Raw genomic sequence first — 17,328 nt, 5'->3', positions numbered from 1 at the left:
CACAGCCTCGACGAGATGCAGCCCTTGTACTTTTTCCCATGAAGACTCCATGTTTCGGATAGTTGTCTTATTTACAATCTGTGGTCATTTGGTCAAGGTCATTTGGTCAAAATCAATTTCGGGAACGCGGTCATTGCTCACTATATATAAATATAAATATTTATATTATAGTGGCGGATTTTGACAGTCAGTTTTCGATTTTGACAAATGACCAAATGACCAAATGACCGTGCAAGACAAAATAGACAAAATACGTCGTTGACGTACTCCGTGTACGTCGTCCGCGAACTCTGAGTCCGTCGCCTACGTACGGAATAAAGAGAAACGACGAGTTACTGATAGAGAAACGACGAGTTACGACCACTAACAAGAAAAAACATGGAGACAGGCGTTTTTTTCTTGATAAGTGAGAGACGTCAAAGTGTTGTTTTAGGTACTTTAGCTCTGAAATGAAAAGAAAGGTATGCTTTCCTTTTGCATTTCGCACGCTTATTCGTACCTTTGCACTATGGAATACAATACGAAGGGTAAGGTATTAAAGAAAGCTGTAGTTTGGAGAGACCTGTATTTCTACCGTAAGAGTGATGCAATCTATCAATTGACAGTTGATTTCTGCCATCGATTCCTGCCTCTTTATGGTGATCGTACAGTAGACCAAATGGTGCAGGCTGCACGTAGTGGCAAACAAAATATTGTTGAGGGTAGTGAAGATGGCCAGACCAGTTCGGAGATGGAGATAAAACTGCTGAATGTGGCACGAGGCAGTCTTCAGGAATTACGGTCAGATTATCTGGATTACCTTAATACACACCATCTTTCGATATGGCCAGCAAATAACGAACGACAGCAACGACTTCGAGTCTTTTGTCATTCTCATAATGACTTTAGTGACTATGAACCATTGGTCGCTAAAATGAATGATGAGGAGATGGCGAATCTACTGCTTACTCTTTGTCATCAGACAGACAAGATGATGTGTGCCTATTTGGAGAAACTGGAGCATCGTTTTGTGACGGAGGGTGGTATCAAGGAACGTATGCATGCGGCCCGTACAGGCTATCGTCAGGAGGTGGATGCGCGTCTGCGTGCCTTGGAAGCTGAGAATCTGCAGCTAAAAGCTAGAATTAAGGAGCTTGAGGGGTTGTTGGGAGAGATAGGGAAGCCTAGGAAGGTATAGGAAACCCTAGGCATTTTTAGGAAACCCTAGGCATTCCTAGGAAATCCTAGGTGGTCCTAGGTTAGCCTAAACAGTCCTAGAACTCCTAGTTAAGTATCTGTAGTACAATGTTATACTGAGGGTAGTAGAATCTTAAAATGAACACGATAAATGTCGAAATAACACATATAAAAATCGAGGATTATTCGATGAAATACAGCAGATTAACACAATTTAACTTAAAATGCTTTCAAGATTGAAAAATCTGCTTTATCTTTGCACTCGATAAAGATGATAACATTGGTTTACTATAATTTTATATTCTACTACCTGAAATATACGCAAAAAAGGCTGAGTCCAAGTGGACATCGGCCTTTTTTATTTAAAATAGGTGAAAATGGGGTAGGAGTGGAGTTTTTTTTGTAATTTTGCAGACCGAAAAGAACTTGAGAATGGAAGATAACAATCAGAAGATACAGAATCAGCCCGAGCAGGACAACGCACTGGTGCGCCGTATTGCTGAGCAGAAATACGAATTTGGTTTCACAACAAATGTCGATACCGAGGTGATTCCCGTGGGATTGAACGAGGATGTGGTGCGACTGATTTCTGCGAAGAAAGGTGAGCCGGAATGGATGCTGGAGTTCCGCCTGAAGGCCTTCCGCTACTGGAAAGAGCAGCAGGAGCCTAAGTGGGGCCATGTGCATGTGCCTGAGATTGACTATCAGTCCATTTCATATTATGCCGACCCCATGGCTAAGTCGAAGGAAAAGGGAAAAGTGAATAGTGAAAAATCTGCTACCGCTGAAATAGACCCTGAATTGACAAAGACCTTCGATAAACTGGGTATCCCCTTGGAAGAGCGCCTGGCCCTGAGCGGCAATACGGCCGTGGATGCCATCATGGACTCTGTGTCCGTGAAGACTACCTTCAAGGAGAAACTGCGTGAGAAGGGCGTCATCTTCTGTTCTATCGGTGAGGCTATCAAGGAGCATCCTGACCTGGTACGTCAGTACCTGGGCACGGTGGTTCCCTATAAGGATAATTTCTTTGCCGCACTCAACTCGGCCGTCTTCAGCGATGGCTCGTTTGTCTATATCCCCAAGGGCGTGCGCTGTCCTATGGAACTGAGTTCTTATTTCCGTATCAATGCCAGAAATACGGGTCAGTTTGAGCGTACGCTGATTATTGCCGACGATGATGCCTACGTATCATACCTCGAGGGCTGTACGGCCCCGATGCGCGATGAGAACCAGTTGCATGCGGCTATCGTGGAGATTATCGTGATGAACCGTGCCGAGGTGAAGTATTCTACCGTGCAGAACTGGTACCCTGGCGACGAGAACGGTAAGGGCGGCGTGCTGAATCTGGTGACGAAGCGTGGCGACCTGCGTGGTGTGGACTCCAAACTCTCGTGGACACAGGTAGAGACGGGTTCGGCCATCACCTGGAAGTATCCCTCATGCATCCTGCGCGGCGACCGTTCACAGGCTGAGTTCTATAGCGTGGCCGTGACCAACAACTATCAGGAGGCCGATACGGGTACGAAGATGATTCACCTGGGCAAGGATACCAAGTCGACGATTATCTCGAAGGGTATCTCGGCAGGACACTCGCAGAACTCGTATCGCGGACTGGTGCGTGCTGCTGCTACAGCAGATAATGCGCGCAACTATTCATCATGCGACTCGCTGCTGCTGGGTTCCGACTGTGGTGCACATACCTTCCCCTATATGGACGTTCACAATGATACGGCTATCTTTGAGCACGAGGCTACGACCTCAAAGATTTCAGAGGCACAACTGTTCTATTGCAACCAGCGCGGCATACCTACCGAGCAGGCTGTCGGACTGATTGTCAACGGCTATGCGAAAGAGGTGATTCAGAAACTGCCGATGGAGTTTGCCGTAGAGGCACAGAAACTGCTCAGCGTATCGCTGGAGGGTACCGTAGGATAGGAAAATCCCACCTTATTTAAAGGCAATGTCATGATGAAACGGGCACCGCTGGTATAAGTGGTGTCAAGGACGACGTCGCCACCCAGACGGTTGGCTATGCTGCGGGCCACGGTAAGACCGATACCCGTGCCTTCGTTGTTCTCATCGAGCTGCACAAACTCCTCGAAGATATGTTCGGCCTCGGCCTTGGGCACACCGATGCCAGTATCCTCAACGGTATAGCGTACAACCTTGTCTGAAGGCACGTCAACCTTCAGATGGATGGCACCCTCCCTGGTGTATTTCTCGGCATTGTCAAGCAGCAGCACCAAGGCACGCGTAGCAGCCTGCTCGTTGGTCTGGATACGTACGTCGTTAGTACTATTATCCTGTTGCAGGTCAATTGGAATCTTGTATTTATTGCCAATGGGGAAGGCATTCATCGCCTCAACGGCAATCTGGGTGGCAGGGATGTTTTCAGTACGCTCTATCACCGTCTTGCTGCTGGCCTCACTCATCTCCAGCATCTTGTTGACCAGTTCGGTGATGCGCACGGTATTCTCCATGATCTTACGGTTCATGTCCTGCTTGGTCTCCTCGTCGAGCTTGATATCGGGCGTAGAGATAATCTGCGCAAAACCACTCAGGATATTCAGCGGCGTACGTATCTCGTGCGACATCTGATGGATGAACGAGGTCTTCATGCGCGATGACTCCTTGGTCTTCTCGTTGGCTATCTCCAGTTGGTAGTAAGCCGTCTCCAGTCGCATGGCAGCCTTATGGCGGAAGAAGATAATCAGCACGAAGAACAGGATAATCAGGGCGAGGGCTACGATGGTGGCCACCATGCGCTGGCGTGCCATATCAGCCTTCTGCTGTACGAAGACCGTCTCTTTCTGCTGCAGGTTATAGAGGGTGGCCAGTTCCAGGGCCTCGTCCTGCTGCGTCTGTACGATAGCGCTGTCGAGGGCCGTACAGATCTCCATACCAATGTATACGGCAGAGTCGAGTTGCTGAGCACCTACATTAGCCCTGTATTTCGGCAGGAGATAATGCTGGATGATGTCGAGCGAGAGCTTGATGCCGTATTTGCTGACCTGCTCGTCGAAAATCTCAAAATTATGGGCTGCCTCTTCCCAGCGCTTAGCTGCCATCAGATAGGTGGTAGCCTCCAACTTACCCTCGTTGGTCCTGGCATAGTCGGTCAGGCGGGCCTTGTCGTAGGCCTTTGCTGCCTCGGCATGCTGTCCCAGTCCCTCCAGGGCGGTGGCACGATAGAGGTTCAGGCGCGTCTTCTGCTTGTCGAAGAAGGTCTGTTCGGCATCAGGCAACATCTGGTATTGGTTGAGCAGTTCCTCTAGGTGTGAAACCCAATAGAAAGCCTCTGTGAAACGCTTCTGCAGGAGGTAATTATCCGTAATGGTGATAACACCCACTATGGCATTGGTATACTGGCTGGCCGTAGGGTCTTTGGTGGTCATTTGGGAATAGCGCAGGTAGGCCTGGTCGAAATTCACGGCGGCCTCTGTAGGCTTCTCCAGTTTCAGTTGGCAGCAACCCAGGGTGACCAGCAGATAGGTATAGTCGGAAGTCTCGTCCAGTTTTGCCTCCTTCATCATCTCCATGGCAGGGATGGCCACCTTCATCGTGGCCTCATATTCGCCCTTGAGCAGCAGGATGCCTGCCAGTCGGTTGGCCGACTTCGCATAGTATTCCTTATCCTCGTCTGTCTGGATGTCGAGCGAGATGGCACGTTGCCAGTTGCTCTCTGCCAGGCGCATCTTCTGCTGACGCGAGAACGCATAGCCGCGCCAGTAGCAAGCCTTCATGTCAGACAGCTCGCCGGTCTTCTGCATACTGTCAGCCAGGATAATCAGACTATCATAGTTGTGATTCTTATAGGCTATGTTGATGAGGCTGTCGGCCTGGTTGGTGTTGGCGACGATGACGTATTTCTCACCACAGGAACAAAACGTGGTGATGATGGATAAGGTTGCCAACAGGAAAAGGATAAGGCTGGTTTTCTTCATGAGAGATATTTTCCGTAATTGCTAATGGAATAGGCAATATACATAAACATGCCTGCACCTGATGTGAGGAGCAGGAGGAAGGGGATGATATCGTTGGGGAAAATAGCGGTGATAGCCACGCTGCCTATACCAAAGAGTACAATACAGTCGCAGCATACTTGCATCCAACGAATGAATTGCATCACGTTGCCGGATGTCATGCGTATCATGCGGAGACTCACGCGGTTGTAGGTCCTGTAGAACGTGAATACCGACCAGGCCGCATAGGCAAAGAAGATGCAGAAGGCCAGGCAGACATACGTTGGCGCATGGTGCCACAGCATGGCTACGGTCCAGTAGGTGATAAGGCCTACGACATAGATAAGAAGGTCGCGAATCACGACGCCCTTCGTCAGGTAATTCGGATTAAGCAGGGGGATATAGCCCCAGTTGAAACAGATGGCTCCGATATGGAAGAAGCTCACGGTGAGTGCCGATGCGGCAGTGGGCCAGGTGTAGCGCCATAGGAAGATGGCCTGGATGAAGTAGCCTAAGCCAAAAGCAACGAGCCACAAGATAGTCAGCAAACGTGCACGAAGGTATACGGTTTGCTGGCGATAGGCCTTATTGCCTACAAAAAGGATGCCCCCCATGGCCAAGTTGATAAGTCCGGTCAGTATAAGGGTAACAATGTAGATTGCCTGTTCCATTTTTTGATCGGTAGATATTTTCGCGACAAAGTTAAGCATAATAAATGAGAAAACTAAATATTATGGAGGATTTTTGCGTTTTCTCTTTGAATTTCTTATGTTTTTCCGTAACTTTGCACTCTGAAATGAATAATTACTTAAGATGTTAGAAGTAAGAAACCTGCATGCCAAGATTGGCGATAAAGAAATATTGAAGGGTATTGACCTGGTGATTAATGATGGCGAGACACATGCTATCATGGGTCCTAATGGTTCTGGTAAGTCTACGCTCAGCGCTGTGCTCGTGGGTAATCCACTCTACGAGGTGACTGAGGGTGAGGCTTTCTTCAACGGCAAGAACCTGTTGGAGATGAAACCTGAGGACAGGGCTCACGAGGGTCTTTTCCTGAGTTTCCAGTATCCTGTGGAGATTCCTGGCGTCAGCATGAACAACTTCATGAAGGCTGCCATCAACGAGAAGCGTAAGTACCAGGGACTGGAACCTCTGAATGCTGCTGAGTTCCTGAAGCTGATGCGCGAGAAGCGTAAGGTGGTAGAGCTCGACTCAAAACTGGCTAACCGTTCGGTAAACGAGGGCTTTAGCGGTGGTGAGAAGAAGCGCAATGAGATTTTCCAGATGGCTATGCTGGAACCGAAGTTGAGCATCCTTGACGAGACAGACTCAGGTCTGGATGTGGATGCAATGCGTATTGTGGCCGAGGGTGTGAACAAACTGCAGACACCAGAGACCAGTTGCATCGTGATTACCCACTACGACCGACTGCTGGAGATGATCAAGCCTCAGTTCGTGCATGTGCTCTACAAGGGAAAGATTGTGAAGACGGGTGGCCCTGAGCTGGCTGTCCAGATTCAGGAGCACGGCTACGACTGGATTAAGGAAGAAGTGGGAGAGGAGTAGTCTTAAGGGAAAAGTGAAGAGTGAAAAGTGAAAAATTTCTTGCCGTGCAAGCGTCCAAAGGCCGAGCGGCTACCGCACTTGATATGCAGTCTGAACAACAATACATAGAACTATACAATGAGGCACGTGAGATGATTTTCTCGCATGCCCCAGAGGCGATGAACGCTGTGCGTGATGAGGCCTTTGAGGACTTTAAGGCCCAGGGCTTCCCGTCTAAGAAGGTGGAACGCTATAAATATACGGATATCCAGAAGCTCTTTGAGCCTAACTTTGGTGTGAACGTCAATCGTTTGCAGATTCCTGTGGATCCCTACGAGACCTTCCGTTGCGACGTGCCCAACCTGAGTACCAGTCTCTATTTTGTGGTGAACGATATGTTTTTCCACGACGAGAAACCAAAGGGACATCTGCCTGAGGGTGTGGTTATCGGCTCTATGCGTGACTATCCTGAGCTGGTGAGCAAGTACTACACGAAGTTGGCTAAGACCAGTGAGGATGCCGTTACCGCACTTAACACGATGCTGGCGCAGGATGGCCTGCTGGTGTATGTGCCTAAGAACGTGAAGGTTGACCGTGCCATTCAGGTGATTAATATCCTGAAGGCAACGCCTCAGAATGCGCAGCGCGTGGTGCCTGACCTGATGGTGAACCGTCGTGTGCTTATCGTGGTGGAGGAAGGTGCAGAAATCAAGATGCTGTTCTGCGACCATGCCGCTGATGACCGCAACTTCCTGACCACGCAGGTGATAGAGGCCTTTGTGGGCGAGAACGCATCGCTGGACCTCTACTGTCTGGAGGAGACGCATTATAAGAATGTACGTGTAAGCAATGTGTATATTGACCAGCAGCGCGACAGTCGTGTGACACACAATGTCATCACGTTGCATAATGGTGTGACACGTAATAAGCTCGACCTGACATTCTCGGGCGAGGGTGCTGAGTGCCAATGCTATGGTTGTGTGATAGCTGACAAGAAACAGCATGTGGACAATAACACGCTGATAGCACATAAGGTGCCTCATTGCACATCCAACGAACTTTATAAGTATGTGCTCGACAATCAGGCGGTGGGTGCCTTTGCCGGCAGGGTGCTGGTAGAGCATGGTGCTCAGCAGACTGCCTCGCAAATGACGAACCAGAACCTCACGGCCACGAAGGAGGCACGTATGTACACCCAACCGATGTTGGAGATTTATGCCGACGACGTGAAGTGTGCCCACGGTTCTACGGTGGGACAGCTGAATGATGCGGCACTCTTCTATATGCGTCAGCGTGGTATCTCGCTGGAGGAGGCCAAACTGCTGTTGCAGAATGCTTTTGTCAACGAGGTGATAGACCACATGCAACTGGAGCCTCTGCGCGACCGTCTGCATTACCTGGTGGAGAAGCGCTTCCGTGGCGAACTGAATAAATGCACAGGATGCAAGCTTTGTAAGTGAAAAGGGAATAGTGAAAAGTGAAAAATTTGCTACCGCAATATGAAAAAGGCGAGGACCAAAATCCTCGCCTTTGTTGTTGGTGTTATGCTTTTGTTTTACTTCTTCAGCATCTTCTTACCTTCTTGCACGTAGATGCCTCTGTCGGTCTTGTTGAGCTTACGTCCGCTCAGGTCGTAGGTTTCGTCAGATGATGTCTTGATGGTCACGCTCTTGAGGGCTGTGACGTCTGACTGCTTGAGGTGTACGATGCGAAGCTCTTTAGCAGTAGATGCCTGCTTGTCCCAAGAGAAACCACAACGGGTGGGGAGGAAAGCCTTGTCGGCCTCGGTGCGGATAAGCACGGCCTCCAATGGGGTGACGTCCTGCTTGGCAGGAATGCCGTATAGACCGTTTTTCGTTACGGTTTCCCAGTTGCTACTGAAGGTCACGGCGTTCCCTTTGTTATCGCTCATATGGATAGCTTTCAGTTCGGTGTTGAGGTTAAGGGCATCGCTATTCTTCAGGCGCAGATACTGACTCTTGGGTGAGTTGATCAGATAGGGTACACCAGCCAGAAGACCTTCGTTGGTGCACTCCACGAAATAGAGGTTCAGCACGTTGCCTTCCTGCTGGATGCTTAGGAAGCGCTCGGCTTTGAGGTCGCCCAACTGTTCAGCTGATACCGACATGGGCAGACAGAGGGTGTTGTAGCCTGCAAAGAGATAGCGGTTCAGTTGTACGGTCTGATTCGTGTTCTGTAGCAACTCTGTGTTCAGTTTCTCAGAGCTGGCATAGATGTTTCTCACCTGGCCTTGTGCAAACGCAGAGGTGCTCAGGGCCGTTACCATTGTTACTGCAAGTAATAAGTGTTTCATACGCTATAAGTTTTAAGTGTTTAGTCTCTGGGTGCAAAGATACAATTTTTTTCTTTATCATCATCACTTTTGGCGAATATTTTTTTCTGGAATCTTTCAAGGCATTTTGGTTATAGTTTTGTTGTAATTCTGCGTTTTTGGTTAGCATTTTGTTACAAAATGGCGAAAAAAAGTAAGAAAGTAGTACAACTTTTTACTCAACGCTTTGCGTTTTATGAAATTTTTTGTATTTTTGCGACCTAAAACATTCGATTCATGAGATTGTATCTTCTATTTATCTCCTTTGTTATCCTATTTGCCGGTGAAGTGAAAGCGCAACGCATGGTGACGGGTACTGTGTCAGACACAAAAGGTGAACCTCTTTATGGCGTGACGATAGCAGTCAAGAATGGAAAGCATACGGCTGTTACAGGACTTGATGGAAAGTACCGTATTCCTGTGGACAACGAGAATGCTGTCTTGCTGTTCCGTTATGTGGGTATGGAACCTTACCAGACGACCGTGAAAGGTCAGGTGACGGTGGATGTGAAGATGAAGGACCAGACAACCCAACTGGCTGAGGCTGTGGTGGTGTCAACGGGTTATCAGCGACTGAGTCGGGAGCGATCAACTGCCGCCTTCGGTTTTGTGGACTCTACCAAACTGAATCGCGTGATGCATAAGGATATCCTGTCGGCCCTGGAAGGACAGGTGGCCGGCCTGCGCATGGATATCAATCCGAATACGGGCGAGGGTAGTCCTGTATTGCGTGGCGTGGGCACATTCTCTACCAGTATAGGTACGAAACCACTGATTGTGGTAGATGATATGGCCACCGACATGGAACTGAGTGAGATAAATCTCTATGATGTGGAGTCGGTAACGGTACTGAAGGATGCCGCTGCTGCCAGTATCTATGGTGCCTTGGCGGCCAATGGCGTTATCGTCGTCACAACCAAGCAGGGAAAGAGTGAGAAGACAACGGTCAGCGTGAATGCCGACTGGTATATCTCTACCAAGCCAACGTTTGATGCGATGCACTACGCCTCGACATCGGATATTATTGACTACGAGACCAATGTCTATAATGCACGTGTGAACAGCAGTGGTAGTGTGGCAACGCTCTTTAACAGTTTCTCCAAGAATTATTATTCACCGCTCTATCAGCTATACCGCGATCAGGCGGAGGGGCGCATCACGCAGGATGACGTGGACCGCACACTCGGACAATGGCGACAGAATGATTACTATAATCAGTATCGTGACCTGGTATGGCGCTCGGCAGTTACCCAGCGGTATAATGTGTCTTTGTCGCAGAAATCACAACGGTCCAACCATTTTGCCTCGTTTAACTATGAGCACGACAAGAACCGTGTGAAGAATGATAACAGCGATGTCTTCAGTATTTACTTGAAATCGAATTTCAAGCTGAATAAGTGGCTGAGCATCAAGTTGGGTATTGATACACGATTCTCCAATAGTCAGGTGCCTGATTACGCATACACCAATTATAATATCCAGGAGCGCTATGCCTCTATAGTAGATGCGCAAGGCAACCTGGTGATGACGCCGTATGTGAATATCAGCGGATTTGCAGGTGGTTCGCTCAACGGTTCGGCCATAGCTGACAGTCAGCAGCAGCTGGCCAGTTCGGATGTGCTGATGCCTTTCTCATTTAATGTGCTGCAGTCGCTTGATGAGAGTCTGACGCAGAACCGCAACCTACGTATGCGTCCGTTTGTCAATGTGGAGGCGAAATTCCTGAAGTGGTTTAAGTATAACCTGATGTTCCAGTATGAATGGACACAGTCACGTACGGAGAAGTATGACGAGCCCAACTCCTACCTGATGCGTATGACGCATAATGCGCTGATAGACCTGGATGGTGTGAGTCAGTTGCCATCGGGTGGACGTTATCGTCAGACAACCAATAACACGCGTCGTTATACCTTCCGTAACCAGCTGAACTTCGAGAAGAGTTTCCTGGAGTCAAAGCATCATGTGAATGCCATCATGGGTTTTGAGTTGAGGGAGAACCGTGCTGCACGTCCGATAGAGCAGCAGATGTATGGCTATAATGACGTGGCACTCACTTCTGTACGCATGGACTGGGCGTCGCTGAATAATGTGGGCGTGGAGAGCCTGGTCTATGGTAACACCGTGAAACTTGGCGGTCCTGCTACCAGTCAGACGGAGATATTCCATCGCTATGCCTCTTTCTATGCCAATGTAGGCTACGATTACCTGTATCGTTATAACATCACGGGTAGCATACGCTGGGATGAGGCCGACCTCTTTGGACTGGATACGAAGAATCAGCATCACCCGCTGTGGTCGGTGGGTGCCGGATGGAATATCTCTGAGGAGGCATTCATGAAGGATTTCTCTTGGCTCGACTTCCTGAAGCTGCGTCTTACCTATGGTGTGAATGGTAATGTGGACCAGAGCAGCACCACATATTTCGTGGCTCGCTACCGTACGGAGAATAATGATCCTACGAATACGCAGTACTTGAGATATACGGATGACAACCTGCCGAATCCCAGACTGAGATGGGAGAAGACGTCGACATTCAATGCTGGTGTGGATTTCCGCGTGCTCAATAATGTGCTGAGCGGTTCGCTGGAGTTCTATAACCGTGTAGGTGATGACCTGCTGGTACGTAAGTACCTGGACTCTACGCTTGGTGCTACACAGCGTGTTATCAATAACGGAAAGATGCGCAACCAGGGTGTGGAACTGCAGCTTAATGCCAATCTGCTGCGCACAAAGGACTGGACATTGTCTGCTGGTTTCAACATCGCATGGAACCATAATAAGATGTTGCGTGTAGAACATTCTTCTACTGATATCGCCTCTAACTTCATTACTGCTCCTGCCAACTACTTCGTGGAGGGTACGAGCTATAATACCCTATGGGCTTATAGGTTGAGCCGTGTGGTGAATGGCTATCCTGTCATCCTTGATGCGGATGGCAACGAGATGGCTACATTTGATGCTGATGGTAATCCTACAGAGGTTCAGGTGTCATCAACGCTGAAAGGAACTGACGCGCTGGTGAATATGGGCAGTCTCGTTCCTGTCTATAATGGTTCGCTGACTCTCAGTCTGCGTTGGCGTGAACTGGAGCTGAACACGTTGCTGGTATATGCCGGTGGTAACAAACTGCGTCTGGATGCGACGGACATGAACTCATACCAGATGGTTACGGACCACGTGAACGACCATACCGTGAAGCACTATTACGAGATGCCAACAGGTAGCGTGGCTCAGCAGTATGCCTCTACTTTCTCTGAGTGGTGGCGTTATTGCGACGCACAGGTGAAGCCTGCTGACTATATCAAGATGCGTAGTATCAGTATGGCATACCATCTGCCGGAGGCTGTCACGAAGAAACTGCATATCGGACAGACGCGTCTGACGCTGCAGGTCAACAACTTGTTCTATTGGTCAAGGGTGGGACATGATATCGATCCGGAGTCTTATTCCCTGAACTCTGCCTCACGCACGCTCCTGCAACCCAAGACATTCAGTATCGGTTTCTCTACATCATTCTAACAGACTGTCATCATGAAGAAAATCATATATTCCCTGTTTGTCCTTCTGACAATGACAACGGTTGGTTGTGACAACTATATCGACATCACACCTAAAGGGGCGGTCACGGTTGACTCTGCCCAACAGTATTACGAGCTGATAGCTACGCCCATGCGCGCCTATTACCCTTCATCATTCATTCTTCTGAGTGATGACCAGTGGGTGAAAGAATCGGAAATCCTGGGTTATGAAAGTATATCGGCAGATGGCATCAACTTCACCTTCAATGAGAAGGCCGACCGCACTATCCTGCCTGATAATAACCTGTACGAGAATATCTATAGTTTCATTCTGCGTTCGAACCTTGTCATAGACAATGTTGACAAAGGACAGGGCTCGCAGGAACTGAAGACATTGGCAAAGGCGGAGGCACGTACTTTCCGTGCCTTTGACCATTTCCTGGCTGTGAACACGTTTGCCAAGGCCTATAACCCTGAAACGGCAGCCAGTGATGGTGGTGTGTGCATCATGGACCATTATGACCTGGAGGCAACGCCTGTGAAGTCGACGGTGGCTGAGGTATACAACTTTATCATCAATGAACTGGAACAGGCTGTGCCTCTGTTGGAAGAGAAACCAGTGAATATCCATCATCCTAACCGTGCTTTCGGTTATGCCTTGTTGGCCAAGGTCTATCTGTTCCATCGTGACTGGGCTAAGGCACAGGAGGCTGCAGAACAGTCGCTGAAACTGAATTCTCAGTTGGCCGACTATAACCTCATTAACGATGCTGGTGGTACGGCACGCTATAAGAACTTTGCCAAGGATGGCAACCCTGAGGTGCTCTCCTATCACTGGATGGCAGGCTGGGGCAGTGGTGAACAGGTATGCTTGTATCACTACGGTATGATCAGTCCTGAACTGAAGAGCCTGTTTGAGGCTAATGACCTGCGTTATAGCCTTTTCCTGCGTGATACGGGTACGAGTATCACCAGTTGGTTTGATAGTGGCTCGGGTGCCGCAATCTGGACACCTGCCATTACGAATCTGGACAGGTTTACCTATATGTCCGTGGGACTGCGCACGGCGGAGGTTTATCTGATAATGGCAGAGGCCTTGGCACGACAGAACAATCTGACGGAGGCTGCCAACTACGTCAGTCAGTTGCGCGACAAGCGTATCAAGGGTGGCAACGGACATGTGGATGCTCCTGCCACACAGGTGGAAATGGTGAAGATGATTATTGATGAGCGTCGCAAGGAGCTGCTCTTTGGCTTTAACCGTTTCTTTGACCTGAAGCGACTGAATATTGAGCCGGAGTATCAGAAGACCATCACGCGTGTCTTCCCTGTGCAGAATATCAGTGAGGCACACCCGCAGCAGACCTATACGCTGAAGCCTGACTCCAGGTTGTATATCATCCCCTTCCCACACTCTGCAAGGGATAAGAATCCGAATCTGACACTTAATACTGATGAATGATATGAAGAAACTTTACGCAACAATCTTAATGGCCATGATGGCCATGGTGTCAATGGCTCAGGAAACCAACGACACGACCTATGTGATGATGGACTTCAATGCGAACCCTTGGAGCTATTCTGCGACTGAGCTGACATCGAAGTGGTATCCCGACTATACTGACTTGGATTCACCAGGTGCCATCCTGAATGAGAAGGATTTCTCATGGCCAGTCAGCGAAGGTTCATCCTCGAATGTCAAAGTGACGGTCTATCCTGTTGACCTTGATGAGTATTCAAAGGTGTCGGTATATGCCAGCTACACACTTGATGAAGCCGATGTTGCTGCTTTGGGAATCAATGCTGGTAAGACCAATATGCTTTATACCCAGCCCGGAACCACCATGCGTTTTGAGGCCCCTGCAGGATATAAGTTCGGTAAGATGGTGTTTTACAACTACCGCAATGCCAACTTCCTGGTAGGTGATGACTACGAGGAAGAGTTTGAATACGAATATAACAACACGGTGTTTAAGCAGAAGCTGAAGGTGTGGACACCTGCTTCGCCCAAGAAGAATGCATATGAATACGACATCTGGCAGGGTGATGATACCAATGTGCTGTTCAACTATTCTTACTTCTCGGCTGTTTTTGTCAAAATTGACATCCGCCTGGTACCCAACGGCTCTGCCGGCATTGGCGAAATCGTCAATGGAAAATCGTCAAATGGTGCATGCTACGACCTGCAGGGACGCCGGGTAAATGTCAAGGAGAAAGGCATTTACATTGTTGATGGCCGAAAAATTGTAAAATAAGCATAATAATTGATATAGGCTGACGTGTAATTGTCTTTTTTGTTGTAATTTTGCAACATGAAAAAGACGTTTACAGGATTATTCATTTTGGCTGCATTGCTGCCCTCTACGGGACTGCATGCAGCCAATATTGTATGTAGTGCAGATACCGTGGTCACCATGGACTGTTGTGTTGATACCACGGCCAAAAGTAAGAATGACCCATATCTTAAAACAATAAAGGAGGGGGGCTCTGTGCGTGAGGGTCTCTTCACCGTTCGTCATATTAAGAATGACTGGTATCTGGAAATACCTGACTCATTGCTGGGACGTATGATGCTGGCGGTAACCCGTTTTGCCAGTGTGCCACAGGAATTCAAGATGGTGACAGGTGAAGAGGTAAACCGTTCGGCAGTATATTTTGAGCAATATGGCGATAAGACCATCTTCCTGCGTGAATATGTACAGTCGCAATATGCGAAACCTGAAAACCGTATCGCTATCTCGCTCAAGCAGTCCACGACAGATCCTATTGTGTGGAAGTTTGATGTGATAGGTCGTAATCCTGAGACTCATGCGCAGCTGATCAATATAACGAAATGGCTCATGGGAGAGAATAAGGTGACGAATTTCTCTTCCAGCGACCGTACGATTCTTGGAATCGGTTCCGTGCAGAGTGATCGTACCTTCATAGATACTATCAAGACATATCCTATCAACGTGGAGATTGCGTCGCTGCGTACCTACGGTATGAGTTCCGGACGTGTTCCTGCAGCTAAGACCGGCGCTGCCACGCTCTCGCTGAATACATCGTTGGTATTGCTGCCACGGGAACCTATGCAGCCTCGTTATGCTGATGAGCGTGTGGGCTATTTCAACAGTAAGATAACGGAATTTAGTGATGATGAGACTTCGAATCACGAAGCTATCATTATGCGCTATCGTCTGGAACCGAAGGATCCTGCAGCCTATAAGGCCGGTAAACTGGTAGAACCGAAAAAGCAGATTGTATTCTATATAGATCCTGCAACGCCTAAGAAGTGGGCTAAATATCTGAAACTGGGAATTGAAGACTGGCAGAAGGCCTTTGAGGAGGCTGGCTTCAAGAATGCTATCGTAGCCAAGGACTGGCCAAAGAATGACTCTACGATGTCGATAGATGATGCCCGTTTCTCTGTATTGCGCTATCTGCCTTCGGAAACGGAGAATGCCTATGGACCGCGTATTGTGGATCCGCGTTCTGGTGAAATCATTGAGGCGCATATATGCTGGTATCATAACGTGATGAATCTGGTGAAGAAATGGTATATGGTACAGTGTGGCCCGTTGGACAAGAGGGCACAGAAGATGGACTTCAGCGATGAACTGATGGGACAGCTGATCCGTTTTGTGAGCAGTCATGAGGTAGGACACTCACTGGGTCTTCGCCATAATATGATTGCCTCACAGGCCACTCCTGTGGAGAAACTGCGTGACAAGGCTTGGGTGGAGAAATATGGACATACGGCAAGTATCATGGACTATGCCCGATTTAATTATGTAGCTCAGCCTGAGGATAAGATCTCAGAGAAGGGTCTCTTCCCCCGTATCAACGATTACGATAAGTGGGCTATCAAATGGGGCTATCAGTACCGCCCGGAGTTCAAGGACCCTGCCAAGGAAAAGAAGGTCCTGCGTGCCGAAACGACTAAGGTGTTGAAAGGCAACCGCCGTTTGTGGTGGTGTGGTGACGAGGGAAAAGGTAGGGATCCCCGTTCACAGTCAGAGGATTTGGGCGATAATCAGATGCGTGCCAATGACTACGGTCTGAAAAACCTTCAGCGTGTGATGGCGCATATAGAGGAGTGGACAGCACAGCCTGATGGCCAGTATGATGATCTGAGTTTTATTCACCGTGCTGTGCGTTCGCAATATCAGCGTTATGTGAACCACGTACAGAAATATCTGTTCAGCAAGTATGTGAACAATGCCCCAGGTGAAAAGCCTTATGATATTGTGCCGCGTGACTTGCAGCGCGAGGCGGTGGACTGGTTGTCGCGCAATGTGATGGAAGCACCTATGTGGCTTTATCCTAAGAGCGTTGTCAGTAAGCTTGGCGTGGATTATGCCGACGAGATACGTAACCGTCAGCAGACGCTCATTGCCATGCTGTTGTCACCCAACGCTATCTCGAATTTGATGGGGGATCAGTTTATATCTGACAAGGCTTACCCTGTAGAGGAGTATTTCGATGATATATTCGGAATGGTATGGAAACCTTTAACAGATAAGGATGAGGAGCAGAACAGTTTCCGCAGACTGCAGCAGCGCTCTTATGTTGATTTCCTGGGTGTAGCGCTTAATGGTGGCTCCGGAGCAGACGGAACAAATACGAGTCTGGCAACCCGTTCTGATGCCATACTCTATATAGCACAACATTTAGACAAGGTAGAGAACTACCTCCAGAATGTTTCTCAACAGCAGTCAGCGCTTAATGCTTTGCATTATAAGGATTTGCTGCTTCGTGTGAAGAAGATTCGTGAGCGTCACGAGTCTGGTAAGTAGTCTTTGCAGGC

At 48.6% G+C, this 17,328-nt stretch carries 11 protein-coding genes; 8 read left to right on the top strand and 3 right to left on the bottom strand.

Annotated elements, in window-relative coordinates; all coding sequences use genetic code 11:
- Positions 1 to 508: 508 nt before the first annotated feature.
- Both L6466_RS12870 and sufB read left to right on the top strand, forming a co-directional pair.
- Entirely contained in the window at positions 509 to 1,177 is a 669-nt protein-coding gene (locus L6466_RS12870) for a four helix bundle suffix domain-containing protein (RefSeq protein WP_091851213.1), read from the top strand.
- Positions 1,178 to 1,608: 431 nt separating this feature from the next.
- Positions 1,609 to 3,114: a Fe-S cluster assembly protein SufB gene (gene sufB / locus L6466_RS12865; protein WP_091816509.1), complete on the top strand. Its 1,506-nt coding sequence runs from the start codon at positions 1,609 to 1,611 to the stop codon at positions 3,112 to 3,114.
- Here the strand turns inward: sufB and L6466_RS12860 are convergent.
- On the bottom strand, positions 3,039 to 5,123 hold the full coding sequence (locus tag L6466_RS12860; RefSeq protein WP_237802652.1) for an ATP-binding protein: 2,085 nt from the start codon (positions 5,121 to 5,123) through the stop codon (positions 3,039 to 3,041). The genes sufB and L6466_RS12860 overlap by 76 nt on opposite strands.
- Entirely contained in the window at positions 5,120 to 5,812 is a 693-nt protein-coding gene (locus L6466_RS12855; RefSeq protein WP_091816504.1) for a hypothetical protein, read from the bottom strand. Before L6466_RS12855 ends, L6466_RS12860 begins: the two co-directional genes overlap by 4 nt.
- A 142-nt stretch (positions 5,813 to 5,954) precedes the next feature.
- Here L6466_RS12855 and sufC point away from each other — a divergent pair, with 142 nt between their 5' ends.
- Both sufC and sufD read left to right on the top strand, forming a co-directional pair.
- Positions 5,955 to 6,710: a Fe-S cluster assembly ATPase SufC gene (gene sufC / locus L6466_RS12850; RefSeq protein ID WP_091816501.1), complete on the top strand. Its 756-nt coding sequence runs from the start codon at positions 5,955 to 5,957 to the stop codon at positions 6,708 to 6,710.
- Between the two features lie 83 nt (positions 6,711 to 6,793).
- The gene (sufD, locus tag L6466_RS12845) at positions 6,794 to 8,149 is read left to right on the top strand and encodes a Fe-S cluster assembly protein SufD (protein ID WP_237802653.1); all 1,356 of its coding nucleotides are present in this window, start codon (positions 6,794 to 6,796) and stop codon (positions 8,147 to 8,149) included.
- Positions 8,150 to 8,244: 95 nt separating this feature from the next.
- Here the strand turns inward: sufD and L6466_RS12840 are convergent, their stop codons facing one another.
- Positions 8,245 to 9,003, bottom strand: a complete 759-nt coding sequence (locus L6466_RS12840) for a hypothetical protein (RefSeq protein WP_091816495.1) — start codon at positions 9,001 to 9,003, stop codon at positions 8,245 to 8,247.
- 255 nt (positions 9,004 to 9,258) lie between these two features.
- Between L6466_RS12840 and L6466_RS12835 the strand changes: the two genes are divergently transcribed.
- From L6466_RS12835 to L6466_RS12820, 4 genes are all read left to right on the top strand, one after another.
- Entirely contained in the window at positions 9,259 to 12,540 is a 3,282-nt protein-coding gene (locus L6466_RS12835) for a SusC/RagA family TonB-linked outer membrane protein (RefSeq protein WP_237802654.1), read from the top strand.
- 12 nt (positions 12,541 to 12,552) lie between these two features.
- The gene (locus L6466_RS12830; protein WP_237802655.1) at positions 12,553 to 14,001 is read left to right on the top strand and encodes a RagB/SusD family nutrient uptake outer membrane protein; all 1,449 of its coding nucleotides are present in this window, start codon (positions 12,553 to 12,555) and stop codon (positions 13,999 to 14,001) included.
- A gap of 1 nt (position 14,002) precedes the next feature.
- Positions 14,003 to 14,794, top strand: a complete 792-nt coding sequence (locus L6466_RS12825) for a hypothetical protein (RefSeq protein ID WP_237794492.1) — start codon at positions 14,003 to 14,005, stop codon at positions 14,792 to 14,794.
- Positions 14,795 to 14,953: 159 nt separating this feature from the next.
- Positions 14,954 to 17,317 carry a zinc-dependent metalloprotease gene (locus L6466_RS12820; protein WP_237803580.1) on the top strand — a complete coding sequence of 788 codons (2,364 nt, stop codon included), beginning with the start codon at positions 14,954 to 14,956 and terminating at the stop codon, positions 17,315 to 17,317.
- Positions 17,318 to 17,328 lie beyond the last annotated feature (11 nt).

It is taken from the genome of Prevotella communis, from assembly GCF_022024175.1.
Classification (GTDB): Bacteria; Bacteroidota; Bacteroidia; order Bacteroidales; family Bacteroidaceae; genus Prevotella; species Prevotella communis.
The sequence above is the reverse complement of the archived record's forward strand: the minus strand, read 5'-3'. Positions and strand labels throughout refer to the sequence as shown.